20 protein-coding genes are annotated in these 25,448 nt (G+C 64.0%); 5 read left to right on the forward strand and 15 right to left on the reverse strand.

Annotated features, from left to right (window positions below):
- Positions 1–103 precede the first annotated feature (103 nt).
- Genes ACVJNE_RS02230 through ACVJNE_RS02245 form a run of 4 tightly spaced genes read right to left on the reverse strand, consistent with a single transcriptional unit; the run spans position 104 to position 4,863 of the window.
- Positions 104–1,354, reverse strand: a complete 1,251-nt coding sequence (locus ACVJNE_RS02230; protein WP_499562580.1) for an amidohydrolase family protein — start codon at positions 1,352–1,354, stop codon at positions 104–106.
- Positions 1,354–2,610 (reverse strand): NAD(P)/FAD-dependent oxidoreductase, encoded by a 1,257-nt coding sequence (locus ACVJNE_RS02235; RefSeq protein WP_499562582.1) that lies wholly within the window; start codon positions 2,608–2,610, stop codon positions 1,354–1,356. Before ACVJNE_RS02235 ends, ACVJNE_RS02230 begins: the two co-directional genes overlap by 1 nt.
- Positions 2,607–4,028 (reverse strand): FAD-binding oxidoreductase, encoded by a 1,422-nt coding sequence (locus ACVJNE_RS02240; protein WP_499562584.1) that lies wholly within the window; start codon positions 4,026–4,028, stop codon positions 2,607–2,609. Before ACVJNE_RS02240 ends, ACVJNE_RS02235 begins: the two co-directional genes overlap by 4 nt.
- A 22-nt stretch (positions 4,029–4,050) precedes the next feature.
- Entirely contained in the window at positions 4,051–4,863 is an 813-nt protein-coding gene (locus tag ACVJNE_RS02245) for a creatininase family protein (protein ID WP_499562586.1), read from the reverse strand.
- 313 nt (positions 4,864–5,176) lie between these two features.
- Here ACVJNE_RS02245 and ACVJNE_RS02250 point away from each other — a divergent pair, with 313 nt between their 5' ends.
- Entirely contained in the window at positions 5,177–5,566 is a 390-nt protein-coding gene (locus ACVJNE_RS02250; RefSeq protein ID WP_368804020.1) for a RidA family protein, read from the forward strand.
- Positions 5,567–5,572: 6 nt separating this feature from the next.
- Here the strand turns inward: ACVJNE_RS02250 and ACVJNE_RS02255 are convergent, their stop codons facing one another.
- Genes ACVJNE_RS02255 through ACVJNE_RS02285 form a run of 7 tightly spaced genes read right to left on the reverse strand, consistent with a single transcriptional unit; the run spans position 5,573 to position 14,116 of the window.
- A complete protein-coding gene (locus tag ACVJNE_RS02255) occupies positions 5,573–6,703 on the reverse strand; it encodes a mandelate racemase/muconate lactonizing enzyme family protein (RefSeq protein ID WP_421926402.1) in 1,131 nt (376 codons plus the stop codon).
- A 5-nt stretch (positions 6,704–6,708) separates the two neighbouring features.
- Positions 6,709–7,608, reverse strand: a complete 900-nt coding sequence (locus ACVJNE_RS02260; RefSeq protein WP_499562588.1) for a carbohydrate ABC transporter permease — start codon at positions 7,606–7,608, stop codon at positions 6,709–6,711.
- Positions 7,609–7,610: 2 nt separating this feature from the next.
- Positions 7,611–8,555, reverse strand: a complete 945-nt coding sequence (locus ACVJNE_RS02265; protein ID WP_444727960.1) for a carbohydrate ABC transporter permease — start codon at positions 8,553–8,555, stop codon at positions 7,611–7,613.
- Positions 8,556–8,559: 4 nt separating this feature from the next.
- Positions 8,560–9,789: an ABC transporter substrate-binding protein gene (locus ACVJNE_RS02270; RefSeq protein WP_499562591.1), complete on the reverse strand. Its 1,230-nt coding sequence runs from the start codon at positions 9,787–9,789 to the stop codon at positions 8,560–8,562.
- Positions 9,790–9,833: 44 nt separating this feature from the next.
- Positions 9,834–11,819 (reverse strand): TIM-barrel domain-containing protein, encoded by a 1,986-nt coding sequence (locus ACVJNE_RS02275; RefSeq protein WP_499562593.1) that lies wholly within the window; start codon positions 11,817–11,819, stop codon positions 9,834–9,836.
- Positions 11,812–13,164 (reverse strand): hypothetical protein, encoded by a 1,353-nt coding sequence (locus tag ACVJNE_RS02280; RefSeq protein ID WP_499562595.1) that lies wholly within the window; start codon positions 13,162–13,164, stop codon positions 11,812–11,814. Before ACVJNE_RS02280 ends, ACVJNE_RS02275 begins: the two co-directional genes overlap by 8 nt.
- A 1-nt stretch (position 13,165) precedes the next feature.
- Entirely contained in the window at positions 13,166–14,116 is a 951-nt protein-coding gene (locus tag ACVJNE_RS02285) for an ROK family protein (protein ID WP_499562597.1), read from the reverse strand.
- Between the two features lie 316 nt (positions 14,117–14,432).
- Between ACVJNE_RS02285 and ACVJNE_RS02290 the strand changes: the two genes are divergently transcribed.
- The 4 genes from ACVJNE_RS02290 to ACVJNE_RS02305 are packed head-to-tail and all read left to right on the forward strand — an operon-like array spanning position 14,433 to position 18,966.
- Positions 14,433–15,527: an ABC transporter ATP-binding protein gene (locus ACVJNE_RS02290; RefSeq protein ID WP_499562599.1), complete on the forward strand. Its 1,095-nt coding sequence runs from the start codon at positions 14,433–14,435 to the stop codon at positions 15,525–15,527.
- The gene (locus ACVJNE_RS02295) at positions 15,520–16,455 is read left to right on the forward strand and encodes a PfkB family carbohydrate kinase (protein WP_499562601.1); all 936 of its coding nucleotides are present in this window, start codon (positions 15,520–15,522) and stop codon (positions 16,453–16,455) included. The genes ACVJNE_RS02290 and ACVJNE_RS02295 overlap by 8 nt, the downstream gene beginning before the upstream one ends.
- Positions 16,452–17,504 (forward strand): hypothetical protein, encoded by a 1,053-nt coding sequence (locus ACVJNE_RS02300; RefSeq protein ID WP_499562603.1) that lies wholly within the window; start codon positions 16,452–16,454, stop codon positions 17,502–17,504. Before ACVJNE_RS02295 ends, ACVJNE_RS02300 begins: the two co-directional genes overlap by 4 nt.
- 13 nt (positions 17,505–17,517) lie before the next feature.
- On the forward strand, positions 17,518–18,966 hold the full coding sequence (locus ACVJNE_RS02305) for an NAD-dependent succinate-semialdehyde dehydrogenase (protein WP_499562605.1): 1,449 nt from the start codon (positions 17,518–17,520) through the stop codon (positions 18,964–18,966).
- 92 nt (positions 18,967–19,058) lie between these two features.
- Here ACVJNE_RS02305 and ACVJNE_RS02310 read toward each other — a convergent pair whose 3' ends face one another.
- From ACVJNE_RS02310 to ACVJNE_RS02325, 4 genes are all read right to left on the reverse strand, one after another.
- Positions 19,059–19,970 carry a LysR family transcriptional regulator gene (locus ACVJNE_RS02310; protein WP_499563186.1) on the reverse strand — a complete coding sequence of 304 codons (912 nt, stop codon included), beginning with the start codon at positions 19,968–19,970 and terminating at the stop codon, positions 19,059–19,061.
- Between the two features lie 84 nt (positions 19,971–20,054).
- Complete coding sequence (locus tag ACVJNE_RS02315) at positions 20,055–21,713, reverse strand: OFA family MFS transporter (protein ID WP_499562607.1); 1,659 nt, start codon at positions 21,711–21,713, stop codon at positions 20,055–20,057.
- Between the two features lie 279 nt (positions 21,714–21,992).
- Positions 21,993–24,029 (reverse strand): sensor histidine kinase, encoded by a 2,037-nt coding sequence (locus tag ACVJNE_RS02320; RefSeq protein ID WP_499562609.1) that lies wholly within the window; start codon positions 24,027–24,029, stop codon positions 21,993–21,995.
- A complete protein-coding gene (locus ACVJNE_RS02325) occupies positions 24,022–25,422 on the reverse strand; it encodes a sigma-54-dependent transcriptional regulator (protein WP_499562611.1) in 1,401 nt (466 codons plus the stop codon). The genes ACVJNE_RS02320 and ACVJNE_RS02325 overlap by 8 nt, the downstream gene beginning before the upstream one ends.
- Between the last annotated feature and the right edge of the window lie 26 nt (positions 25,423–25,448).

The raw sequence follows: 25,448 nt of genomic DNA on the forward strand, positions 1-25,448 counted from the left end.
GCATACCATAGCCGGCGTGCGGACGCCTAAGGATTCCTGAAATATTCGACCTTGATGATTGCTCGCGCCAGCTTTGCATCCGGCAGGCGGCACAGTCGTGGCGCTAGTGCGAGGGCATGGCGTCGTGAAGGGATCGGCACCTAGCATAGATTCCGCCGCCGACGAGTTCTGCCACTTCACCGGTTTCCCAGATCAGCAGCGCATCGGCCGGACTGCGGTCGACGGGCGACAGGGGCTGCCCAAGGGCCTTCGCCGCGTTTTGCATGACGAGCGGCAGCCGGTCACCCAAAGGCGGCGGAAGGTGAGCGGCCAGGACGCCCATGGAGATCGTGCGTTTTGGATCGTGGATGCCCACCGGGCAGAAAGCATCCTGGACGTTGTCGGTACCGAACGCCACGTTGACGCCAGCAGCTAGAAGCTCGGAGACGGCCGTCAGCCCACGCTCGCGCGGAATCGTTCTGTCCCGATCCTGCAGATAGAGATTGCTCGACGGCAGCGCGACCACAGAAAGGCCAGCGCGCGCCGTCAGCTCGATCCGCTGCTTCCGCACATCCTGCTCGATGACGGTAAGATTGCAGGCGTGGCCGCACAGCACCGGCTCGGCATGAGCGGTCCTGACAGCTTCGCGGGCGATGAGTTCGAGTCCGTCGAGCTCCGGCGAAAGGCCTTCGTCGACATGAAAGTCGAGCGCGAGGCCATGCCTGGCCGCAACGCTGAACATGTTGTGGATACCGGCAGCTCTTTCAGGCTGATCGAAGACGAAGGCGCCCAAGGCACCTCCGGATTGAGCGATTGCCCGGCCAACGGCCTGCGAATAGCCGGCATCTGCCATTGATGCGATGGGCAGCAACGCGGCACGCTGGATAATGATCCGGTCGCGCCATTCCTCAGCAAGATCCCCGATCACACGCCACGCCAACGGCAGGCGGTCAGGGTCACGCATATCGACCTCCCAGTCGACATGGGTGCGCACCATGCGCGTACCCGCGGCAACCATCTCTCGGATACCGCGCTCCGCGCGTCCGCGCAGGTCGCCATATGTCCAGTTCGCCTTGTCCGCCGATTGCGCCGTGATGGCGTCGAGCAGGCTCCCACCGGCGAAATCGAGGCGTTCGATCGTGAAGCACTTGTCTAGATGGCAATGCGGCTCGACGAAAGGCGTTGTCACGAGACGCCCCCCGAGATCGGTATCGACCGGGCCATCCTGCGACATGCCGGCGACCGATCCACCGCGGACGACCAGATTGCCGGCGAAACAATCGCGGTCGCGCCGGCCTCCGAAACGCTGCGCGTCGGCGACAAGCGACGCCGGCACCCGCGCATTGCCCAGCACCGCATCCAGCCGCGCCGTCATCAGGCGACCCGCTGCCCCTTGGGTGCCGCCGAAGCCGCCGCTGACCACCGTTTGAACGAAGCACCCACGGTGCCGTCTGAAATCTCCTGCGTGGCCGGAGTATAGCCGGCAGCAATCATCTTGCGGCCCAGCATGTGGTCGGCGGGCTGGTTGACGCTGTCGATGGCAATCAGTCTTCCCTGTCGGAAATGGTAGACAGCGAAAGCGCCCTCGCCCGGATCGCCGGCAACCACATGATCGTCCGCGTCCATGGAGAGCCCGACCATCTGCAGCTTCATGTCGGCGATGTCGGACCAGAACCACGGCACCGCCGTGTAAGGCTCCTCATGCTTGCCCGCGATCAAGCCGGCCAAATGCCTTGCCTGGTCCGTGGCGTTCTGCACCGATTCGAGCCTCATGGACCGGCCAAGCTGCCAGTGCGGGAAACGCGCGCAATCGCCGATCGCAAAGATGCCTTCAGTCGAAGTGCGCATCTGTGGATCGACGACAATGCCGCCATCGATGGCGAGGCCGGCATCAACGGCAAGCGCGACATCCGGATCGGCACCGATGCCGACCACCACAATGTCGGCCGAAATTTCGTCGCCGGATTGCGTCCGGACGGCATTCACGGCGCCTTCGCCAAGGAATTCGGCAGCCGCAGTACCGAACCGGACATCCACCCCCGCCCCCGCCAGCCGCGCGAGAACGTGTGTCGAGATCACCGGCGAGACTGCCCGCGCAAGCAATCTCTCGCCGATTTCGAGGACGGTCACGCCTTTGCCGGCAGCCGCCATCGTGGCCGCGATCTCGAGACCGATGAAACCGCCACCGACGATGACGACATTGCGCGCCGTCGCCATGGCCGCCTTGATGCGGCGAGCGTCGGTTGCCGTGCGCAGCGCAAAGACGCCATCGAGGTCACATCCCTTCACCGCCGGGCGGCGCGGGACTGCCCCCATTGCCAGGACGAGCTTGTCGAACGCAATCGCCTCCCCATCCACGATGCAGAAGCGAGCCGCGGCGTCGATCCGCTCCACACGCCTGCCGGGGCGGTAGTCGATCGCATTGTTGACGTAGATCGCTTCGCCGCGAAGCGGCTGGAGACTGTCTTCGGTTCCCTTGAGAAACGCCTTCGAGAGCGGTGGCCGGTGATAGGGATACTCAGGCTCGTCACCGATCAGCACAATCGGATTTTCGTAGCCCTCCTGGCGCAACGAGACGGCAAGCTGCGATCCGCCATGCCCGGCCCCGACGATGACGACGCCCGCCATCACGAAGCCTTTCGCACCGGCTGGTGAGGCGGCAGAGCCTCGATCTCGTCGGGCGTCAGATGCTTAACCTCATCCCAGAAGCGCGACTTCGGCGAATTGAGCAGGCCGTGCGGGTCGAGCCGCTTCTTCCAAGCCAGATGGCGGAAGTCTGGTTTCATCGACCCGCCCTCGACATAGGGCACGTGCGGATTGGATGTCGGGCAGCCATGCTCGTCGTAAACGCGCGCGAGCTCGAACAGTCGCTCGTCGCTCGTGTAGCGCACCACTGGCAGGTCGAAGGCGACGAGCTCGCCGTTGAGCAGCGCGAACTCGTGATGCATGAGCACCTCGTCGCCGAAAATCCGCCGGAGCGGATCGATCTTCGCACTGTCGAGCGGCGCGCGGAACGTGACTTGCAGGTTAGTCACAGAGCGATCCTGCTTCAGCACCTGCAGTGTCGTATGGTTGTAGGAGAATTCGGACAGGGCCGGCAGGCCGGAGGCCTTCATCGCCGCATCGTCCAGTTCGAGTTCTTTCATCCCGCCATGCTCTTCGATCAGGCGCAGGGCGTCCGGAAGATGCTCGTCGGCGACCATCACCAGAAGGAGGTCGCGCCCACGGCTGGAGATGTCACCGAGTTGCTTGATCGACGAGGCGATACGTCCGTCGACAGTGGTCAGGAGCTTCAGGTTCAGTTCCCGCGCCGAACCCAGCGCAATGCCGGCCTCGAAAGCCTGCTTGTAGGTGTCGAACGACGCGATCACGTTGATCCAGCGCGGCGACGGCACAGTGCGCAGGACCAGATCGGTGATGATGCCGTTCAGCCCCCACGCGTGGTGGATCGCGGAGATATCCTTGCCAGAGAACACATGGCGCCGCGGCTCCTTCTCGATCGACAGGACGCCGATACTTTCCACATTGCCGCCGTCGCGCAGCATGCCGTGGCGGATCGAGCCGATGCCGCCGGAACCGCCGGCGATGAAGCCGCCAATGGTGGCAATCGCCTCGGTCGACGGGAACAGGGGCAGTTCGCGCCCATGCAAGCCGAGCGCTTCGTTGATCGCGCCGATCTTCGCGCCGGCCTCGACATGCACGGTGGTCGGTTCGATCTCAAGGACCTGGCCGACGCCGGTCATGTCGATGATAAGGCCACCCTCCATGGGCACGGCCTGCCCGTAATTGCCGGTGCCGCCGCCACGAACGACCATCGGCACATTCCATTCGACAGCCACGGCGATGCAGCGTTTGAGCTCCTCGACCGACTTCGGCACTGCGACCAGATCGCCGAAGCAGGAGGCGAGTTCCCGGTTGAGGATCGGGCTGTACCAGAAGAAGTCGCGCGAACGCTTCTTCACGATGGACGGCGTGTCGAACGTTTCCACATCGCCCAGCGCCGATGCAAAGGCGCTCCAGTCGATGTCGTTCCTGCCTGAAATGGACATGTGTTTCCTCCGGCGTTCTTCTTCAGCGGGCGCGGTTTTGCCGGCCCTGCTGATCACAGAACCGGTCGAATTCGGAGAGGAACGCAGCGAAGTTGCGCGCGGCGGTCGCAAGCAGCTCCTCGCCCAGTTCGGCAGTCGCCGCTGAGGCATCGCCGCAGGCGCCAGCTTCGCTCAGGTCCTCGATGGTCCACGCGGGCCGGGCGCGGCCGGGGATGAGCCCGATGTGGCGGAACTCCTGCTGCCAGCCTTCGGCCGCGTTGCCGAAATCGGCTGCGGCATCCATGGCGACCAGATCCGGCTTCAGCGCCAGCATGGCGCTGGTCTCGACCAGGCCGGCGTGGATGCCAAAGGAACGCTCACGGGCATCGCCATGCCGGTCGGCCTCGTTGAAGTTGTACCAGTTGCAGGTCGCGACATGCAGGCCGTGCGCGATCTTGAGGTCGCGCGCGGCGATGTCCAGCACCGGCGCGTTGCCGCCATGGGCGTTGAGCAGCACCAGCCGGCGAAAGCCGGTCCGCGCGAGGCTCGCCGCGATGTCCGACAAGAGCCGCAGCATCGTTTCGACGGAGAGGCTTATCGTCCCCGGTATCGCGCCATGCTCATTGCTTTTGCCATAGGCAAAGCCCGGCATCGCCAGCACCGGCAGCTCTGCCGGCAGATGCGCGAGCGAGCGCTCCAGCACCGCTTCGGCAAGATCGCGGTCGACCGAAACCGGCAGATGCGGGCCATGCTGCTCGATGGCGCCAACCGGCAGCACAGCAATCGTGCGGCTTCGATCGATGGCTGCGAACTGCGCGCGTGAAAGATCGGCCCATCGGGCGAGATGACGCGTCATGACGGCATGCTCCCATAGATTGATGGCAAGGTGCGGCTGAAGCGCGAGAAGCGTCGCCGATCGATTCGATGGTGGGGGATATTCATGAGGCTTTTCCGAACATCTCGCTTTTCTGCTGATCGCCATGCGACCGGTCGAATTGCGGCTCGTTCCGTAAAAGCCCTGTGCCATGGGGTAGCGCAATGTCATCGAAGGCGACGGCACTGTCAAGCGCCTGATACCCGTGCCCGCCACGGGAGAAACGGTTCCGCAACAGGCACTTCTGTCCTACAGACTTGAGCAGCATCAAAGAACCCGGCAGGGAGATTCGACATTGCCCAAATCCGTCAACGCAGGCGACATAGCTGCCCCCTTCTCCAACTACAGTCACGGCATGCTGGTGTCGGCGGAAAGCGACGTGCTGTTCTGTTCCGGCCAGCTTGGCAACGCGCCCGATGGCAGCGTTCCGGAAGGTTGTGCCGCGCAGGCGGAGCAGTGCTTCGCCAATGCCGAAGCGATCCTGCGCGCGGCCGGTATGGGGCTTTCGGATGTCGTGCGCATCAACGCCTATGTCACCGCGCGCGAGCATATGGCTCCCTATATGGAGGTCCGCAACCGGCTCTTTGCCGAGCCATATCCCGCATCCACCCTCGTGATCGTATCCGGCTTCTCGCGACCCGAATTCGTGGTCGAGGTCGAGGTGGTCGCCGCGCGCCAGCCCTGACGCCGCCTACTGGTAAGATGCGCCTGGAATGAACGGATATTTCTCGATCACCGTCTCGTCTATCTCGACCCCGAGCCCCGGCGCATCCGGCGCGAGAATGGTCCCGTCGACGATTTCGAACGGGGTGCCGAGCTCATCGCGGAACGCGTTGATGGCGGACACATCCGCCTCGTAGATAAAGGCATTGGGCGCCACCGAAAGCACATGGGTGGAAGCAGCCGTGCTCAGCACCGAAGCACTGGTGTGCGGCGCGAACTGAAGGTGCCATGCGCCTGCCAGGGCAGCAATTTTCAGGATCTCGGTGATACCGCCCGTCTTGCAGCAATCCGCCTGCACGAACTGGATGACCTCCTCGCTGATGAGCGTCCGCAACTCGTGCCGTGTGAAATGGTTCTCGCCGGCCGCCAGCGGCGTCGCCGTCAGGTCGCGCAGACGCCGGTAGCCGGGCAGGTTGTCCGGCGTAAACGGCTCCTCCAGCCAGGCAAGGCGACCTGCCTCGCAGACCTCAGCAATGCGGGCGACGTCGGCTGTGCGGTAGCGGGTGCCGGCGTCCGCCGCAAGCGTGATCTCGGGACCGAATGCCGCCCTGACTGCGCTCACGCGCTCGAGGTCCTTCTCAAGCGTATCGCCGACGCGCAGCTTCATGAAGTCGTACCCGCGCGCGATGAACCCCTCGATCTCACGCTTGAGATCGTCCACCGGCTGGAAGCCAAGGCTGATGCCGCCGGCATAGGCGCGGATCGGCCTCCTCTTGCCGCCGAGCAGCCGATAGACCGGCTGGCCGAGGTCCTTTCCCTTGATGTCCCACAGTGCAAGGTCAACCCCGCTCAGCCCGATCACCGCGGCGGCTCCCGGTCCGTGGGTCGCTATGTAATGCCTGTAGGACTTGTCCCAGATCGCTTCGGTCTCGTGCGCGTCCATGCCGATGAGCGATGGGCCGAGCGCATCGTTGATGAATGCGGCAATCGTGCTCGGCGTCTGCGCATGGTGCGCCTCGCCGTAGCCGACGATGCCGCACTCGGTCTCGATCCGCACCAGCACCATGTCGCGCTTGGCGGACCGGCCGACGGCGAAAACCGCTCCGCCCGGCGTCGGGCAGGACAATGCGAAGGCCTGGATACGCTTGATCTTTGTCATGTGCTTTAGCCCTTCACCGCGCCGCCGCCGACACCGGAAACCAGATGCTTCTGCAGGAAGAAGAAGACGAGCAAGATCGGCGCCGAGGTGATGACGCCACCGGCCATCAGCATTCCCCAGTCTGTGGTGTACTGACCGATCAGACCCGATAGGCCGAGCGGCAGCGTGCGGTTCTTGTCCGAGAGGATGAAAGTGCTGGCATACAGGAACTCGTTCCAGGTGTGGATCATCACCCAGGTCGCCACCGCCACGATGCCCGGACGGGCCATCGGCAGGATGACGCGCCAGAACGCCTGCCAGCGCGTGCAGCCGTCAAGCCTGGCCGCATCCTCCAGCGAGTGCGGGACCTGCGAGAAGAACCCGCGCATCAGCCACACGCAGAGCGGCAGCATATAGCTGAGATAGACGGGGATCAGGCCGTAGAGGCTGTCGAGCCAGCCCAGCCAGCGAAGCTGGATGTAGAACGGAATGAGCAGCAGCACCGGCGGGAACATCTGCCCGTAGAGCATGAACAGTGGCAGGGCCACCGATCCCTTGAAGCGGTGCCGCGCCATCGCGTACCCGGCCGTCACCGAGATCGCGACACTGATGATTGTGACGCTGGCCGTCAGGATAAGGCTGTTGAGGGCGAACCGCCAGAATTCGGCGCCGACAAGCAGATCGACATAGCTCTGGAACGTGAACGAATGCGGCACGAGGCTCGGCGGCCGTGCGAAAAGCTCGTCCTTTGCACGCAGCGACGTCGCGATCATCCAGTAGAACGGGAAGACGCACCAGACGAAGGCGACCCAAAGGCCGGCATAGAGGAAGCCGACACGGAGCCATTTCGGCGTCCAGCTCCGGCGCAGCGGCGGTACAGAGACGGTCGTCCCAGCTGGAGTGGCGGTGATGGCGGCGCTGCTCATGGTCACTCGCCCTCCTTTGCCTGGATAAGCTTGAGATAGAGCGTTGTGGCGATCACCAGGCCGACGAAGAGCATGGTCGCAACAGCCGAGGCCATGCCGAGGTCGTAGCGCTGGAAGCCGTATTTGTAGGCGAGCGTGAACAGGATTTCGGACGAGTTCAGCGGTCCGCCTTCGGTCATCAGCCAGATGGCATTGAAGTTGTTGACCGTCAGGATGAAGGTCAGCACCGCCGCGATCGCGAACGAGACCCGGATTTGCGGCAGGATCACATGCCACAATTTGCGCCAGCCGGACGCGCCGTCCATCGACGCGGCCTCCAGGATCGAGCGCGGAACGAGCTGCAGGGCCGCCAGCAGCAGCAGCATGACGAAGGGCGTTCCCTTCCAGATGCTCTCCACGGTGACGGCGTAGAGCGAGGTTGCCGTATCGCCAAGCCACGGATGGTAATCGTCGATGATGCCCCAGCGAACGAGAAGTTCGTTCACGATGCCGACGCTGGGGTCGTACATCCAGCGCCAGGTGAGCACGGCGACCACGCTGGGAACCACCCACGGAACCAGGATGCCCGACCGGAAGAAGCCGATCCCGGGGATTGCCCGGTGGAGCAGCAACGCCAGGCCAAGGCCGAGGGAAAGCTGCACGACGACGTTCAGTACCACCCAGACAAGGGTGTTGAACGACGCAATGCCGAAGCTCGGATCGGCAAAGACGCGCTCGAAGTTGCGCAGGCCAACGAACGCCATGTCGCCGCTGTTGAGCGTGCGCAAGGTGACGTCGTAAAAGGCCGACATAACGCCGGACACAAGGGGATAGACCACCACGCCTACCACGATGATGATGGCGGGAAGCACCATGAGATAGGGATAGATGCGCGCGCCCGTGCCCGTCTCGAAGACGGACGACCAGGTTCGCCGCAGCTGCTGGTTTCTCGGAGCGCGCGCATTCATGGCGTTACTGACCCAGTATCTGTCTGATCTGCGTTGCAGCCCGCGTCATCACCTCGTCGATGGGCTCGCCGCGCAGTGCCGAATCCCAGACCGTGCCGAACACGTCGGAATGGATCTGGCTCCATTGCGCAACCACTGGACGGGCGTGGCCGGCACTTGCCTGCATCATGAACGGCTGCAGCTCTTCAGGCAGCTTGGCGATAGCCTCGTCGGTTGCAGCCGCCGCCTGAGCGGAGAGACGATTGTACTGCGCCATGAGTTCTACGCTGCGCGGACCGGTCAGCCACTCCACCAGCTCCCAGCTCGCATCGGACACACCCGAGTTGGCGTTGATCGCGAGGTTGTAGCCACCGATTACCGTCGCGGCCTCCTTGCCGGCAGGCAGCGGCACGATCGAATAATCGAGATCGGGATTGCCGTTGTTCAGCGCACCGATCGCCCAGTCGCCGCTGATCAGCATGCCAGCGCGTTCCTGGATGAAAGGCGCGTTGACCTCGTCCCACGAATTGGCGGTCAACACCGATGCGGGCATGGCTTGATGCTCGGTATAGAGACCCGAGATGAACTCCACCGCCTCGATGGCTTCCGGAGAATCGACGCCGACCGTGCCGTCGTCAGCAATGATCTCGGCGCCGCTCTGCCAGATGAACGGGTAGAGCTGGAACGCGCCGACGCGGCTTCCGCCGAACGTAAGGCCGAACGTGCCTGCGTCCTTGTCGGTCATGGCGATGGCGGCTGCCTGGAATTCGTCCCAGGTCTTCGGCGCCGCGTCGATGCCCGCTTCCGCCAGCATCTTGTTGTTGACGTAGAGCGCGACGTTATTGGTGTAGAGCGGCATCGCATACTGGCGCTGCTTGAACCGGCCGGCCGACAGAGGTCCGGGCTGATATTGATCGGCGATCGGGTCGCTTTTGTCGGTCACATCGGTAAGCAGGCCGGCATCTGCCAGACCCGCAACCCAGGCGATGTCGAGCGCCATGACGTCCGGTCCAGCACCGCCAGACATGGCGACGAAGAGGTTGCGCTCCATCTCCATGTGCGGAACTGCCTGGATTTCGACCGTGTGGCCGGTCTCGGCCTCAAAGGCCTTCAATTCGGCATAGATCGGCGCATCCGGCGCCGAGGCGAGCGGTGCGTTCACCCACAGCACGACGTTGTCGGCAAAGGCCGGCGTCGCGCCGAGCGTGGCGGCGAGTGCTGCCGCGGCTGTGCTGTATTTCAGAAAATGTCGCATAGGTATTCTCCTCCACTGTGCGCCCTTCGGCGCTGCTGCTGTTATCAAGTTGAGCTGCCTGCCTTGTCTGTTGAGCGTGTCCAGGCAAACCCGGTTCCAAACCAGGCCTCCAGGTCCTCGACCATCGGTAGCGCCGCCGGGCCTCCGGTCGAACTGCCGGCGACGCCGATGGCATCGATCGACCAGCCACCCTCCGGTTCAGGCTGAACCGAATCTCCCGCATCGCCGAAGACAAGCTGAACCGCGCGGCGAGCATCTATGTCGCTGGCCAGCGTCAGCCGCGCGCCCTTGCGTATGAAGATCGGCATTCTATCGAGCGGCACGTCGTGGATGCGCCACGCCAGGCCGGACACGTACTCGCCCGTCAGCACGTCGAACCATTCGCCCTGCGGCAGATAGATCGCGCGCGTATTGCCGTAGAAGGCGACCGGTGCGACCAGAATGTCGTCGCCGAGCATGTACTGCTGATCCCAGTCATTGACGGCCGACCAGTCGATCTCGGGGAAGGCGAGCGGCATCATCCGCATCATCGGCGCCCCGCCCTGCGCAGCTTCCTGTCCGTAGCGCTCGAAGATCGGCCTGAGCGCCAGATGCAGCTTGCCATAGGTCTGATAGACGGCGGCGGATTGCTCATCCATGTCCCAGGGCTCGCGGCAGCCGAGGCCGTGCAGCATCATAAGCGGCGTGAAGCAGGAGAACTGCGTCCAGCGCGCAAAGACCTGCGGCGTCGGCGTGCCGAAATAGCCGCCGAGGTCGCTGCCCACAAAGGACCAGCCGCCGAATGCAGCGCTCTGAACCGCACGCACGGAAGACGGCAGACCGGTCTTGGGGCAGAAATCCGACGTCTGGTCACCCGTCCAGATCGGCGCGCGCACGCGCGGCGAACCGGACCGGCTGATGATGGCGGGCACCTTTCCGTCAAAGGCGGCGATCGTCGCCTCGAGATAATAGCGCACGAAGGCGTTGTGCGCCTTGCCACCTGTCTCCCCGGAATGGAGCACGGCATGTTCGGGCAACTGTTCGCCGAAGTCGGCCTTGAAGCCCTTGATGCCCTGCCGCAGCAGGCCGCGCAGACTGTCCGACCACCATGCGGCAGCTTCCGGGTTCGAGTAGTCTATTAGCGCCGCCACGATGTTGGGGTTGGCACCCGGCCGGCGCGTGATCAGTTCGCCCTGCGCGTCGACGATCGTGTATCCCTTCGCCCGCGCAAACTCGAACGATTTGGTGCCGACGACGACCCAGGGGCAAAGCCAAAGATAGATTTCGGTCCCGTCTTCCGCCATCCGCTGGATCATGGCGTCGGCATCGGGATATTTCTGTGTGTCGAAGGCAAAGGAATGCACTTCGCTCGCCCAGTAAGCGTCGATCAGCTTGACGCCCATCGGCAGGCCGAGCGCGGCGTGGCCATTGATGTCGGCCTGCACGGTCTTCGCGTTTTCGATCCGCCAGTCGCCGGCCTTCCAGAGATCGAAGAAGCTCGCTTCCGGCATAAGCGGCGGACCGATCCTCTCGATCAGCGCAGCGTAGAGGTCGCCGAGGTCCCCGAGATGGATTTCGAGGTCGAGGCGGCCGCCTTCGACCTGGATGCGCAGCATGTTCGGATCGAAAGGTGCCGCGATGTGGAACACCGCCGGCGCTTCTTCAGGCAGATAAAGCCCGTAGCCGAGCGTCGTCGCGATCCAGGGCGACGGAAGATAGGTGCCGTTTCCGAGGCCGAAATTCTCCAGGTAGTAGCGCACCGACTGGCCGCGCAGGTCCAGCGTCTCGAAACGCTCGCCGCCGCCGAAGGCCTGAAACTTGCGCGGCACGGCGAAGGCGATGTCGAGCGCCGCCGCATCGTCCTTTTCGAGCGTGATGAGCAAGCGCCGGCCATCGGCTTCGGCGCTCACCGTCATTCGCACGCCGTCGGCACGGTCCGCCGGCAGATGCGTCCAGGAGCCGCCATCGGCTCTCCAGCCGATGGATACCGGGCGCCATGGCGCATCAAGCGCGACACCATCGAGGGTCGTGACCATCGGCGCGTCAGACATGATCAACCTGCACGCCAAGCTGCCGTCCGAGATGAAGCACGGCGTCGGCCCAGCGCCCATAGATGGCGGTCACGTGATGCTCGTAGCCTTCATCGATGAAGCGGCGAACAAGTTCCTCCGCGCCTGCATCGGCGGGGCGGAAATAGCCCGCCGCGCGATTGGCACGCGACTTCTCTGCCTCGATCTCGCCTTCGCAGACAAAAATGCGCAGCGTGCCGTCGTCGCGCAGCGACAGCCGTATCAGCGTCATCGGGCCGGCCCTGAGCGGGAAGGTTTCCTGCTTCAACGCAGGATCGACCGAGCGCGGGCCGTCGGCAAGGCGCGGGCTGACGCCATAGTGCCACAGCACCAGCCTGTTTCTTGCCCGGTCGAGCCCTGAAATGTCGGTAAGGAACGGCAGCGATGCAGGATCGAACGCGCGCGCCACGAGGGCGGTCGCGGCACCCATCACATCGCCCTCCGGCGCGATCGGCACTGCGCGGTCGGAGAGCTCGCCCAGCGCGCCCCAGGTACCCTTGAAGTTCTCGGCGTAGAGGATTTCCGGCCAGTCGCGGATTGCGATGGCGTCGGCCTCGATCCGGTCAAGTCCCGCGGCAAGCTGTGCATAGGTGCGCCCCAGCGCGAGGCGTCCGGTCTCGTCGTCGCCGCCGTCGAAGGAGGCCTCCGCCCAGCGGCTGGCACCAAGCCGCACGGCATCGTCATCCGCCTTGCAGGCTTCCAGGAAACGGACCAGCGTCGTCTGCTGGATGGTGATGCCGAGACGTTGGCGCAGCATCCAGGGGTCGACGGCAAGGTTCGTGAACCAGTCGGCATGCGAGCCGATCAACGCGATCCGTGCGCCGCGCAGGCGGCTGTGCGCACGCGATGCCGCGGCGAATGCGGTGAGTTCTCCGGCAAGGGTCGGATCTTCCGGGTTACCGAGTAGCAAGGTGAAACCGTGACCGAAGCGGCTCAGTGTCGATGCCCAGAGCTGCGCACCGCAAAGCGAATTGGTGACGATCTCCTCGGCCTCCTCGAGCGCCCAGATCGCAATCGGGATCGGCCGGTCGCCGACGGCGTCGAGCACATCATGCAGGAGTTCGGCCGTGCAGAACGTAGAAAGCTGGACGACCAGCCCGTCAAGCGCATCGAAATCGAGCGAGGAAAGCGCTTCACGGCAGCTCTCGCGGTCGCGGGCGAGCTTGCCTGCCAGCGTGAACCGCCCTTGCAGCCCGCCCTCGCCCATCAGCCGGCCGGTGCGCGTGATCAGCTCAGCCGCGGCGGCTTCCGAAAAGAGCGGCGAAGCCACGAAGAGCACACCGATATGGCGCCCGTCCGTATCGGCCGGCTTGGTTCTGGTCAGCATGTCAGGCAGTCTCCTCCATCGCGCGCGCATCGGAAGCCGCCTCGAGCCCGCCGCCGCTTACAAAACAATAGGCCGCATAGCTGAGCGCGGCCTTTGGGTCGTTCCCGATCGACGGCGCGATGAAGGAGAGCGAAAGCCGCCCTTCGTCATAGCCGCCAAGCAGGCTCTGGTTCAGTCCGTCAAAAATTGCGCTGCGGTCCGACTCGGGCGTCAGCGACGGCCAGCCGCTGATCACGACGGCCGGGACCGGATGCAGGTTGAGCGCGTTCCCCAGCGCCAGACCGAGCAGGAATTGGCGCTCGCGCAGCATCTCGCGCGCAAGATTGTCGACTTCGAGCGCATCGAGGAACCGGTCTCCCCGCGCGAGAATTTCGTTGCCCGGCACGCCGATGATCGTCGAAACCGCGCGCAGGGAGGTGTAGGCCTCAACGCAGCCGCGATGGCCGCAGCGGCATACGAGACCGTCGCGCTCGATCACCATGTGCCCCATCTCGAACGGGGAAAAGGCATCGATGGGCTCGGCCTCGTTGACGATGACACCCGCCACGCCATGGCCAACGAACAGGAACAGGTGATCGCCTTCGACAGCATAGGTGGAAGGCATCGCATATCGGTTGAAGGCGGCCTGAGCGACGACCGAGTTCGTCAGCGCGAGCGGCAGACCCGGCAGCACTTTGCCCAGGAACCCTTCCAGGCGCGCCATGTCCCACGGAAAGATCGGGTTGCCGGCCTCGCGCCCGTAGCCCGGGATGGACATTGCTGCCTGGCGCAGGTCGATGCCGCGGGCATCAACCCACTCGCGCAACGCCACGGCGCTTGCCGAGAACAGCCTTTCGAACTCGTCCTGATCGAGGTTCGGAGACGCCGGCATTCGCTCGACGTAATCGAGCGTACCGCCAAAATTGCCGACACCCAGCGACAAACGACTGTTCGACAGCTCGATACCGAGCACGTTGATATTATTACTTAATGTAACGAGAGCGGTCGGCCCGCCCGCATGAGGAGCAGATTCCTTCCTCTCTTCGACCAGTTTTTCAGTACGCAAATCCGCTACGATGCGTGAAACACTCGCCTCGGTGAGGCTTGTTTCCCGAGCCAAATCAGTACGAAACGCACCTTTCGTGCGCAAAAGGCTTTCGAGAACGGTCGCTCTCGTCTGCTTTCTGCTACGGGGGACAAATCGTCCGGACATCGGCTCTCCGCCATGTTTACACTGTGTAATTATTCTGCTTTATGGGAGCGACTTGTCAACAGGGAGCGAGAACAAAGTGGCAGAGTTGACACTGCGGGCGGTGCAAAAGCAGTTCGGCGGGGTGGAGGCGGTGAAAGCCGTGGACCTCGACGTCGATCATGGCGAATTCATCGTGCTGGTAGGACCCTCCGGCTGCGGCAAGAGCACGCTTCTGCGCATGATCGCCGGTCTGGAAGAGATCACATCGGGCGAGATCAAGCTTGACGGACACAGCCTGAACCAGGTGGCGCCGCGTGATCGCGACATGGCCATGGTGTTCCAGGACTACGCGCTCTACCCGCATATGACGGTCGCTGAAAATCTAGGGTTTGCGCTCAAGATGCGCGCGCTCTCCCCCGAGCAGATCGACGCGAAGGTTTCCGAGGTCGCGAAAATGCTGGAACTCGACGCCTTGCTCGAGCGCAAGCCGCGCGCGTTGTCGGGCGGGCAGCGTCAGCGCGTCGCGCTTGGACGCGCCCTGATCCGCGACCCCAAGGTGTTCCTGTTCGACGAACCGCTTTCCAACCTCGACGCAAAGCTACGCGTCGGCATGCGCATGGAGATACGCAAGCTCCAGAACGCGCTCGGCACGACGAGCATCTATGTTACGCACGACCAGATCGAGGCCATGACCATGGCCGACCGGATCGTTGTTCTGAAGCTGGGCGAGGTGCAGCAGATCGGGACGCCGGGCGACATCTACCAGCGCCCGGTCAACAGTTTCGTCGGCACCTTCATCGGCTCGCCGCCGATGAGCCTCGTGCCCGCCACACTGCGGCGGGATGGCGATGCCTTCCTTCTCGATTTCGGCAAGGATCAGACGATCCGACTGCCGGCCTCGCGCAACGAGAGTATCGAGCGGGCCGACGTCAAAAATGTCGATGTCGGCATGCGTGCGGAACACCTGGCCATCGCAGATGGTCCGCAAGGTTCGGACGAATTCGAATCCGACGTTGTGCTTGTCGAGGAACATGGCGCTGACTCGATTGCCGTGGTCACTCTCGGTCAGCGCGAGGTCATGGCCCGCATCCGCCCCGGCGCCGCCGACACCGGCGACAAGGGAATGCGCTTCCGCGTCGATGGCGAAGCCATTCACCTTTTCCATCCGGATACGGGTGCGCGACTTGTCTGACCGGCGTCGCGGCAAGGTCTTCTGCGTCGGCCTTGCCATCCAGGATACGATTTTCTCGGTCGACGAGATCCCCCGCGAGCCGGTGAAGGTCTACGCGCGGGAACGCCGAGAAGTCGGCGGCGGGCCGGCCGCGACGGCAGCCGTTGCGATCGCCCGGCTTGGCGGGCGCGCGGCGATTGCAGCGCGCATAGGCGCGGACGCCACCGGAAATGCGATTACCGATGAGCTTCGCGGCGAAGGCATCGATACGGCCTGGCTACGCGCATTCGATAACAACCGGTCGCCCGGGGCCGTCATTCTCGTGGATAAAAAAGGCGAGCGGCTGATCGTCGCCTATGTCGATCCCGATACGCCGACCGAAGCCGATTGGTTGCGCCCGGAAACGCTAGGCGGCGCGCTGCTTTGCGATCTGTCGTGGCCGCAAGGCGCGCTTGCCTGTCTGCAGCAGGCGAAACGGGAAGGCATTCCATCGGTGCTGGACGCCGAGATTACACGTCACCCGCGCGAGGTGGTCGAACCCGTCATCGCCGGCTGCGACCATGTCGTGTTCTCCCGACCGGGCCTCGCCCAGTTCACGGAAACGGATTCGATAGAAGAGGGTTTGGGTCGCGCCCGCCGTCCCGGCCACAAAGTCGTTGGCGTCACCGACGGTGCGGACGGCCTCTACTGGCTCGACGGCGGTGCGCTGCGAAATGTCCGTCCGCCGTGTGTCGAGGTTGTCGATACCGTTGGCGCCGGCGACGCCTTTCACGGCGCCTTTGCATTGGCTCTCTCCCACGGGCGGCCGCTCGAAGAGACGATCCGCTTCGCCAACAGCGTTGCCGCCCTCAAATGCACTGTCCCCGGCGGTCGTGCCGGGCTCCCGACACCGCAGGCGCTCCAGCGCTTCGACCCTGAACTCGACTTGAATTGGATTGCTGCACGATGACTGAAGGTTTCACCCCGACCCCGATGGAACGCAACACCAGGCTTGACGAGAAGCTGGCCGCGATCAGGCGCGACCCGTCCGGTTCGAAGGAATTTCTGATCTGCGACGCCAAGGACCCCGACATGGCGCGCGGCATTGCCGCGCTGGGCATGGTCAGCGACGATAATGGCAAGGAACGGCCGCGCAATCGCCGGGAATTCCTCGACATCGTCCGGGCCGTTGTGAAGCAGGACATCGTCGATCTGATGCTGCTCTCCGCTTACAATCTGCATAAGCTGGCGGTGGAGGAGGACCTTTTCGCAAACAGCAACATGGCCCGGGCGGCCCGCGTCAACGACACCAGCGAAATCTGGCTGCCACGCCATGGCAATTATCGCGCTTCCCCATCACAGCCATTCCGAACGGCCGAACTCTCGCGCGTCATGCATGGCGGCCGTCCTTCGTTGCCGAAGGGTGTGGCAGGTGCCGATCTCGGCCTCTACAGCCTGACCTTCACCAACGACGTCGATGCCGACCATCGCACGTTGACCGCCTACAATGCGTTTCGCGCGGAGTGCAACGCGCTCGGCTTCAGGCACTTCCTCGAAGTCTTTAACCCGAATGTCGGCACGCTTGCCGGCGAAGAAGTCGGCCAGTTCGTCAACGACTGCATCGTGCGCTGCCTGGCCGGGGTGGATCGCGAGGCAGCACCCATTTTCCTCAAGGTCGCCTATAACGGGCCGCGCGCGATGGAAGAACTGGTGGCGTATGATGACGAAATGATCGTCGGCGTGCTCGGCGGTGCCGGCGGCACCACCCGCGACACATTCGAACTGCTCGCTCAGTCGAAGCGACATGGAGCGCGGCTTGCGCTCTTCGGACGCAAGATCAATCAGGCGGAATCGCCGCTCGACCTGATCGAAATTCTTCGCCGCGTTGCCGATGATGAGTTGACACCCGCCGACGGCGTGTCGCTCTATCACGACCGGCTGACAAAAGGACGCATTCCGGCGCGCATCGCGCTGGACGAGGATCAGCTTGTCAGCCAGCCGGTCCTCAAGGCAGCGTAAGGAGCATTTATCAGTGACACGGACGACGCCAAATTACCCATCGACACAGCTCTTCATCGACGGTGAATGGCGACCCGGAAGAGAAGGCAAGACGATCGACGTGGTCGATCCGGCAACCGGCGAGGCGATCGGCACGGTCGCCCACGCAACGCGCGTGGATCTCGACGCGGCCCTGGAAGCGGCCGAGCGTGGCTTTGCCACCTGGAGCGCGACCTCGCCATTCGAGCGCTACAAGCTGATGCGCAAGGCTGCCGACATACTCAGGCAGCGCGCCGACGAGATCGCACAGGCGATGACGCTGGAACAAGGCAAGCCCGTGGGCGAAGCGCGCATGGAAACCCTTGCAGGCGCCGACATCATCGACTGGTTCGCCGAGGAGGCCCGCCGCACCTACGGACAGGTCGTGCCGGCACGCGCACCGGGCGTTACCCAGATGATCGTCAAGCTGCCGGTCGGTCCGGTCGCCGCTTTCACGCCCTGGAACTTCCCCATCAACCAGGTCGTGCGCAAGCTTTCTGCTGCGCTTGCCGCGGGCTGTTCGATCATCGTCAAGGCTCCGGAAGAAACCCCCGCAGCACCGGCGGCACTGGTGCGTGCCTTTGCCGATGCCGGCATCCCGGCTGGCGTGATCGGGCTGGTCTACGGCGTTCCCGCCGAGATTTCGGAATACCTCATCCCGCACCCAACGATCCGCAAGATCTCCTTCACCGGATCGACTCCGGTCGGCAAGCATCTGGCGGCCCTTGCCGGGCAGCACATGAAGCTCGCCACGATGGAGCTCGGCGGCCATGCTCCGGCGATCGTCTTCGACGACGCGGATATCGACAAAGCGGTGAAGGTTCTGTCGGCGTCCAAATACCGCAATGCCGGCCAGGTTTGCGTGTCCCCGACACGCTTCCTCGTCCAGGAAAAGTCGTTCGACGGTTTCGTGGACGCCTTCACGGCGGCCGCGAAGGCAGTAAAGGTCGGTAACGGCTTCGAGGAAGGTACCGCCATGGGGCCGCTCGCCAACGAGCGGCGCATCCCCGTGCTCGAATCCCTGATTGCCGATGCCGTTGAGCAGGGTGGCGAGTTGCGAACCGGCGGCCGTCGCATCGGCAACAAGGGCAACTTCTTCGAGCCGACCGTGCTGGCCAATGTGCCAACGGACGCGCGCATCATGAACGAGGAGCCGTTCGGGCCTGTGGCCATCATCAACCGCTTCGCCACCACCGAGGACGCGATCGCGGAAGCAAACCGCCTGCCCTACGGCCTTGCAAGCTATGCGTTCACGCGCTCGACCGAGACGGCGGATCAACTCGGCAAGCGCATCGTGGCAGGCATGACCTCGATCAACCACAATGGCCTCGCCCTTCCGGAAATCCACTTCGGCGGTGTGCGGGATTCCGGATATGGCAGCGAAGGTGGGTCGGAAGCGATCAACGCCTATCTCGTGCCGAAACTGGTGACCCTCGCCGCCTGAGGCGACGCAGCTTAAACAACCTGACGGCCGCCATCGCACCCGCAATGGCGGCCGTTTTCATTGCCACGCTTCGGCCTTTAAGGTCTTCTTTATCAGCGGTGAAGGTGTTGCACGCCGAGAGCCGTCTCGTTCAGGCCGGCCACCTCCGCCAACAATGCCGACACGAGCGGCGTGTGCGGTTCGCGCCGCGCTGCCACGAGCCCGACCATATGGCTTACAGCCGGCGCGACGATAGGAATGCGGCGTATGGGCTCGGCGAAATCGAGAGCCGCCGCAAGGTTGAGCGGCATGATCGACGACCATTCGCCCGTGCGCACATGCGAGAACAGGACGACCATCGAATTGGACTCCAGCGTCGGCCGCACGGTTGCGCCGGCAGCGGCCAGATGCCGGTCGATGATCCGCCGGTTCTGCATGTCAGGCGTCAGCAGGCAGAGCGGCACCTGCGCGACCTCCGTCCACGTCACTTCCTCGCGGTCGGAGAATGGCCCGCCCGCACCGACGATCAAATGGTAGCGCTCGCTGTAGAGCGGCACGGCGGTGACGTTTCCCAAGGGTTCATGATCGAGATAGGTAATGCCGACATCGATGTCGAAATTGCCGAGCATCGACAGGATCTCAACCGAGGTACGCGACAGAACGGAGAAACCGACGCCGGGATGCCGCTCGCGAAAAGGTGTGGTGATGCCGGCGACCATGGCCAGTGCGGTAGGAATGGCCGCGATGCGTATGCGGCCCGAGAGGCCGAGTCGCGCGGCGCGCATCTCCTCGCGCATCGTGCGGGTGTCGGAGACGATGCGGCGCGCCCAGGTCAGCACCTGCCGGCCCTCCGGCGTGAGACCGCGAAAACGCGAGCCCCGCTCCACCAGCATCACCCCCAGCATGGTCTCGAGCTGCTTGATGGCCGAAGACAAGGTTGGCTGCGTCACGCCGCATTCCTCGGCGGCGCGGCCGAAATGGCCTTCCTTGGCCAACACGATGAAGAGTTCGAGCCGTTCGATCAGCATGACACGCAACCCCCAGAGCAGTGCGTGACCGTCGCATGGTCCCCGGCGCGCGAACCGCGCCGGGGATGATACACGTGTTGATCAGCCGAAGAGTGCGGCCGTCTTTTCGAGCGTCACCCAGATGCCCCAGAGGATCGGAACACCGACAGCCGTCCAGGCGATGACTGCCTTGGCGTCGAGGCCACCCTTGCCGATGCCGAACGAGCCGGTCTGCTCGGTCTGGGAAGCGGCCGTCTTGGCCTGCAGGCTGGCAACCTCCGCGTCGGACATGAACCATTTGTCCGCGAGGGGCCGCACGAAGAAGTTGGCCACGACCCCCAGCGCCAGCATTCCGGCGAGGATATACATCGTGAAGTCGTAGACCTGCGCCCGCGGAATGCCGGCTGCAAGCTGGAACTCGCGGATGTAATTGACCACCACCGGCCCGACGATGCCCGCCGTCGACCATGCGGTCAGCAGCCGGCCGTGGATCGCGCCGACGAACTGGGTGCCGAAGATGTCAGCGAGATAGGCGGGGATCGTTGCGAAGCCGCCGCCATACATCGACAGGATGATGCCGAACATCAGCACGAACAGAAGCTGACTGCCCATATGCGCCGCAGTAGGCGCGAGCGCGTAGAGCACGATGCCGAGCAGCAGGAACGTGTAGTAGGTGTTCTTGCGGCCGATATAGTCGGAAAGCGACGCCCAGAAGAAGCGCCCCACGATATTGAACAGCGACAGGAGCCCCGCGAAGCCTGCGGCAATGCCGGCGATGGCGGTCTTCTGGCTGGCGTCGAGTTCGTTGAAGGAAAGATCGGGCAGCCCGATCAGATCACCGGCGAAGATTTCCTGCAGCATCGGCGAGGCCATGCCGATGACGCCGATGCCGGCTGAGACGTTGAGCATGAGCACAGCCCAGATCAGCCAGAACTGGGTCGTCTTGTGGGCGTCGCGCAGGTGGACATGCCGGGTCGTGATCATCGCCTTGTTGGTGTTTGCCGGCGGGGTCCAGCCTTCCGGCCGCCAGCCCGATGGCGGAATGCGGTAACCGAACGCACCGAGCGTCATGGCAACGGCATAAAGCAGCGCCATCACGACGAAGGTCTGCCACACACCGACGGAATCTTCCGTGCGGAAGGTGTTCATCAGGAAATTGGCCAGAGGCGCGCCGATCATAGCACCGCCCCCGAAGCCCATGATCGCCATGCCGGTGGCCATGCCGCGCCGGTCGGGGAACCATTTGATGAGCGTGGAAACCGGCGAGATGTAGCCGAGCCCGAGGCCGATACCGCCGATGACGCCGGCGCCCAGCCACATCAGCCACAACTGATGGGTGATGATGCCGATCGCAGCGATGATCATGCCACCGCACCAGCAGACCATGGACGCCAGGCCCGCCTTGCGGGGACCCGCGCGCTCGAGCCAGCCACCCCAGATGGCAGCCGCCGAACCGAGGAAGACGAAGAACAGCGTGTACATCCAGCCGAGATCGGAGACGCGCCAGTCGCAGGTGGTGGTGAAGAGTGCCGTGAACACGTTGAGATCAGCGCAGACGACCGGCTGATCGATGCCGATGGCGCGCGAGAGCGGCAGCCAGAACACGCTGAAGCCGTACGCCATGCCGATGCAGAGATGGATGGCGAGGGCTGCCGGCGGCACGAGCCAGCGGTTGAAGCCCGGCCGCGCGATGATGCGCTCCTTGTCGAGTATGCCGACACCGACACTGCCGCCCGTGTAGGTTTCACTTGCTGTGGACATGAATTCTCCTCCGCCCGCCGAAGTGCATCCGCGCGGGTCGTCCTGCTGGTTACGTCTGATGATTGTCGGCTGCCGCGCCGTCCTCCGTGGCAGCGGCCGCCCGAACGTCTATGGCTTGCGGCGTCCCCGCCTCATCCGCACTCCTCCCGTTTGGTTGCCTTTAACCATAAGCAACGGGTGTGCCAGTTGCGCGGCTCAACGATTTCAGAGACTTATCGAGCAAGAGAAAAGCTCTATGGACATTTTGTCCGGAGAGCATGGACAAAATGTCCGAAGGTCTCAGACAGCTTCAGGCAACCAGATCGTGAAGGTGGTGCCCCTACCCTCTTCGCTCTCGACCGCGATCCGCCCACCCTGGCGCTTTATCAGGGTCTGGCTGATGGAAAGACCGAGCCCCGTGCCCTCGCTGCGCTTGGTGGTAAAGAACGGGTCGAAGACCTTGCGGATCAGTTCATCGCTCATGCCCACGCCGGTATCGGCGATGACGATTGCCAAGCCCGGCCGCCCGTCGACATCCTCGTCGCGTGTAACGAAGGTGAGCTTTCCGCCGTCCGGCATCGCATGGATGGCATTGACGATAAGGTTGACAAGCACCTGCTGCAGTTCCGTGCGGTTCATCAGCAGGAGGCGCTTTGCGCTCTTCTCGCGGACGATGTCGATCTCGGCCTTGTTGAGCAGATGCTGCACCAGCGGCAGGCAGTCGTCGATCACGTTGTCCGGGGCATGCCGCTCGACATAGCCGGCATACTCTTCGGGCTTGGCGAATTGCAGCAGCTTGGTGACGATCTGGCTGATGCGATGGATCTGCTCGTCGAGGAGGCGGAATTCGGTCTTCGCCTCGTCCGCCCTGTCGCCCATGACTGCCCGCACGACTTCGAGATTGCCCTGCATCACGGCGATCGGGTTGTTGATCTCATGCGCCACGCCCGCCGTGATCTCGCCGATCGCTGCGAGCTTCTCGGACATGATGAGCTGCTTGGTCGTTGCCTCGAGCTGTCGGTTGGCAAGCTGCAGTTCGCGCGTCCGCTCCTCGACCCGGTCGTTCAGCTCTTCGTTCCACTCGCGCAATTGCCGGTCGCGCTCCTGCAACTGGTCCAGCAGGTGATCGAGGTGTACGGCGACGCGACCGATCTCGTCGCGAGCCTCGGCCACGTCCGTTCGCGCACCGAGATCACCGCTCTCGACCCTGGCGATGGTCCCGGTCATGCGCTCCAGCGGCAGGAAGATCGACCCCGCCCAGCGCAGGAAGATTGGTACGCTGACCATTGCGATGGCCAGGAAAGCCAGCAGGATCGTCAGCAATGTCTCGCGCTTGGCTTCCGTGAAGGGTGCTTCGAGAAAACCGACATAGAGCATGCCGACCCGCTTGCCGTAGCTGTCGATGACCGGTTCGTAGGCGGAGACGTACCAGTCGTTGACCACGAAAGCGCTGTCGAGCCAGGTCCGGCCCTTGTCGAGCACGGCGGAGCGCACGATCGCCGAAACGCGGGTCCCCAGCGCACGCCGTCCTTCGAACAGGCGCACATTCGTGCTGATGCGAACGTCGTCGACGAACAGCGTGGCGGTTCCCTGGCTCCCTTCCGGCAGGCTTGCTTCGCGATAGACCAGGTCGTTGATGGTGTCGATGAATTCGAGGTTGCGGTTGAGCAGCACACCGCCAACGAGCGCGCCTGTCTCGCCGTTTCCGAGTGCGGCGGGGCTGGCCGAATGAACCACCATCCCGCGCGTCTCCTCGCTGCGGTCGGTCGGCACGGCGTTAGTTGTCGGCACGAGCTCGATGCGCGCCTGCGCGGCAAGGTCGGGCGAGATCGCGGCAAGATCCTCGCCGCTGAAAATGTCGATGGCCGTCGCCGGACTTCCCGCAAGAGCGGATACGACGATCGGCCAGTCGGTCCGTCTTCGTCCGTCAGTCAGCGAGCGCGCCGACGCAACCACATCGCCTGCCTCGTCGGTCAGGTACAGAAAGTCGAACGCAAGCGCGCGGCGGGTTTCCTCCAGAAGCTGCTCGAGCGAGTCCGGCGCGGTCCGTTGCAATTCGACGGTGTCGCGATAGCGGGCGGAAGCGCCCAGCGCCGCGATCTGCTCGCCGGTGTTTTCAAGGATGCGCGCCAGATATTGGTGGGCGATGGTGAGGTCGCCATTGACTTTGGAAATCAGCGTTGCATCAAACTTGGCATTCCAGCGAAAGACGGTGACACCCAGCAATAGCGGCAGAAGCACGAGTGTCGGCAGAAGCGCAATGGCGAGCAGCCTAAAGCGGACCGAGCGGCCGCGTTCCCTCGTCTTTGCAGTTGCATCGGCCGTCGTCTCAGACATTCCATGCCGCGCATTTGCGGTCGATCGTCTTGCGCGAGACGCCCAGCCGCCGGGCGGCCTCCTCCCGGTTGCCGCCGCTGTCCCTCAGCACGGCGAGGATGTGGCGGCGTTCGAGGTCGGCAAGACTGCCGTCACTCTCGTCAGTCCCGCGCTGCGGTGAGCGGCTCGCACCGAGCTGCTCCAGCGGGAAGCGCCCAAGGATCAGGGTACGCTCGATGACGTTGCGCAGTTCGCGCACATTGCCCGGCCAGTCGTACCGCGCCAGCGCGGCCCGCGCTTCGTCCTCAAGCTGCACCGGCGGCATGCCGAGCTGCTGGGAGAGCTTGCGCATGAACAGGTCGGCGAGTTCCTGCACATCGTCGTCGCGTCCGTTGAGCGGCGGAAGATGGATCTGCATCACATTGATGCGGAAGTAGAGATCGGCCCGAAACCGCCCCTCCTCGACAGCGCGCGCAAGATCGGCATTGGTCGCAAAGACGAAACGCAGATCGACCGGGACCTCGCGCTCCGATCCGACGGGCCGCACCCGACGGTCTTCCAGCACCCGCAGAAGCTTGCCCTGCAGGGCAAGCGGCAGATCGCCCATCTCGTCGAGGAACAGCGTGCCGCCCTGCGCGTGCATGAAAATGCCTTCGCGCGATCCTTCGGCACCTGTGAAAGCGCCTTTGACATGACCGAAAAGTTCGCTCTCGATCATGTCGGGCGGGATCGCCGCGCAGTTGACGGGCACGAAGGGTTTGTCGACACGCTCGGACAGCGAATGCAGCGATCGCGCCGCCACCTCCTTGCCCGTTCCCGATTCGCCGGTGAGCAGCACCGACGTGGGAAGCGGCGCAACGCGGGCGATGGTTTCGCGAACCTGGCGGATGGCATCCGACTCCCCGATCAGCCGGTCTCGAAGCAACATGTGGTCCGAGGCCGCGCGCAGTTCGTAGCGCAGCACGTAGTTCTCACGCTGCAGGCGCACCCGGTCGAGACACCGCGCCACCGCGTTGAGGATCTGGTTGGACCGGAACGGCTTGAGCACGAAATCCGCGGCCCCTGCCCGCAGCGCCTGGATCGCGGTTTCAAGGTCGGCGAATGCGGTGATAAGGATGGCGTCGGCAAAGAGTCCGATCGCGCGCTGCTCGGCCAGCCAGTCGACGCCGTTCTTTCCCGGCATGATGTTGTCGAGAATGACGACGTCGAAGTGATGCTCGTCGAGCTTGCGGGTCGCCTCGTCCGTATCGGCGGCCTCCTCTATGCGCTTGCAGCGCGGGCCGAGCGTGCGCATCAGGAAATTGCGCATGCCCGGCTCGTCATCGATGATCAGGATCGATGCCTGCGCCAGCCAAGGGCCGAATTCCGGATCGCCGACCGGCTCCCGCAGCTTGCGTGCCGCCTGCACCGCCATCGCATGTCCTCCCCCATGCTTATCGA

The organism is Mesorhizobium sp. DxT (assembly GCF_058448885.1).

Excerpts from the sequence above, each read along its gene's own strand:
- ACVJNE_RS02265 (WP_444727960.1), bottom strand. The coding sequence starts at position 8,555 with ATGAATGCGCGCGCTCCGAGAAACCAGCAGCTGCGGCGAACCTGGTCG.
- ACVJNE_RS02320 (WP_499562609.1), bottom strand. The coding sequence starts at position 24,029 with ATGTCTGAGACGACGGCCGATGCAACTGCAAAGACGAGGGAACGCGGC.
- ACVJNE_RS02315 (WP_499562607.1), bottom strand. The coding sequence starts at position 21,713 with ATGTCCACAGCAAGTGAAACCTACACGGGCGGCAGTGTCGGTGTCGGC.
- ACVJNE_RS02325 (WP_499562611.1), bottom strand. The coding sequence starts at position 25,422 with ATGGCGGTGCAGGCGGCACGCAAGCTGCGGGAGCCGGTCGGCGATCCG.
- ACVJNE_RS02240 (WP_499562584.1), bottom strand. The coding sequence starts at position 4,028 with ATGTCCATTTCAGGCAGGAACGACATCGACTGGAGCGCCTTTGCATCG.
- ACVJNE_RS02260 (WP_499562588.1), bottom strand. The coding sequence starts at position 7,608 with ATGAGCAGCGCCGCCATCACCGCCACTCCAGCTGGGACGACCGTCTCT.
- ACVJNE_RS02300 (WP_499562603.1), top strand. The coding sequence starts at position 16,452 with ATGACTGAAGGTTTCACCCCGACCCCGATGGAACGCAACACCAGGCTT.
- ACVJNE_RS02245 (WP_499562586.1), bottom strand. The coding sequence starts at position 4,863 with ATGACGCGTCATCTCGCCCGATGGGCCGATCTTTCACGCGCGCAGTTC.
- ACVJNE_RS02255 (WP_421926402.1), bottom strand. The coding sequence starts at position 6,703 with ATGACAAAGATCAAGCGTATCCAGGCCTTCGCATTGTCCTGCCCGACG.
- ACVJNE_RS02280 (WP_499562595.1), bottom strand. The coding sequence starts at position 13,164 with ATGCTGACCAGAACCAAGCCGGCCGATACGGACGGGCGCCATATCGGT.
- ACVJNE_RS02230 (WP_499562580.1), bottom strand. The coding sequence starts at position 1,354 with ATGACGGCGCGGCTGGATGCGGTGCTGGGCAATGCGCGGGTGCCGGCG.
- ACVJNE_RS02270 (WP_499562591.1), bottom strand. The coding sequence starts at position 9,789 with ATGCGACATTTTCTGAAATACAGCACAGCCGCGGCAGCACTCGCCGCC.
- ACVJNE_RS02275 (WP_499562593.1), bottom strand. The coding sequence starts at position 11,819 with ATGTCTGACGCGCCGATGGTCACGACCCTCGATGGTGTCGCGCTTGAT.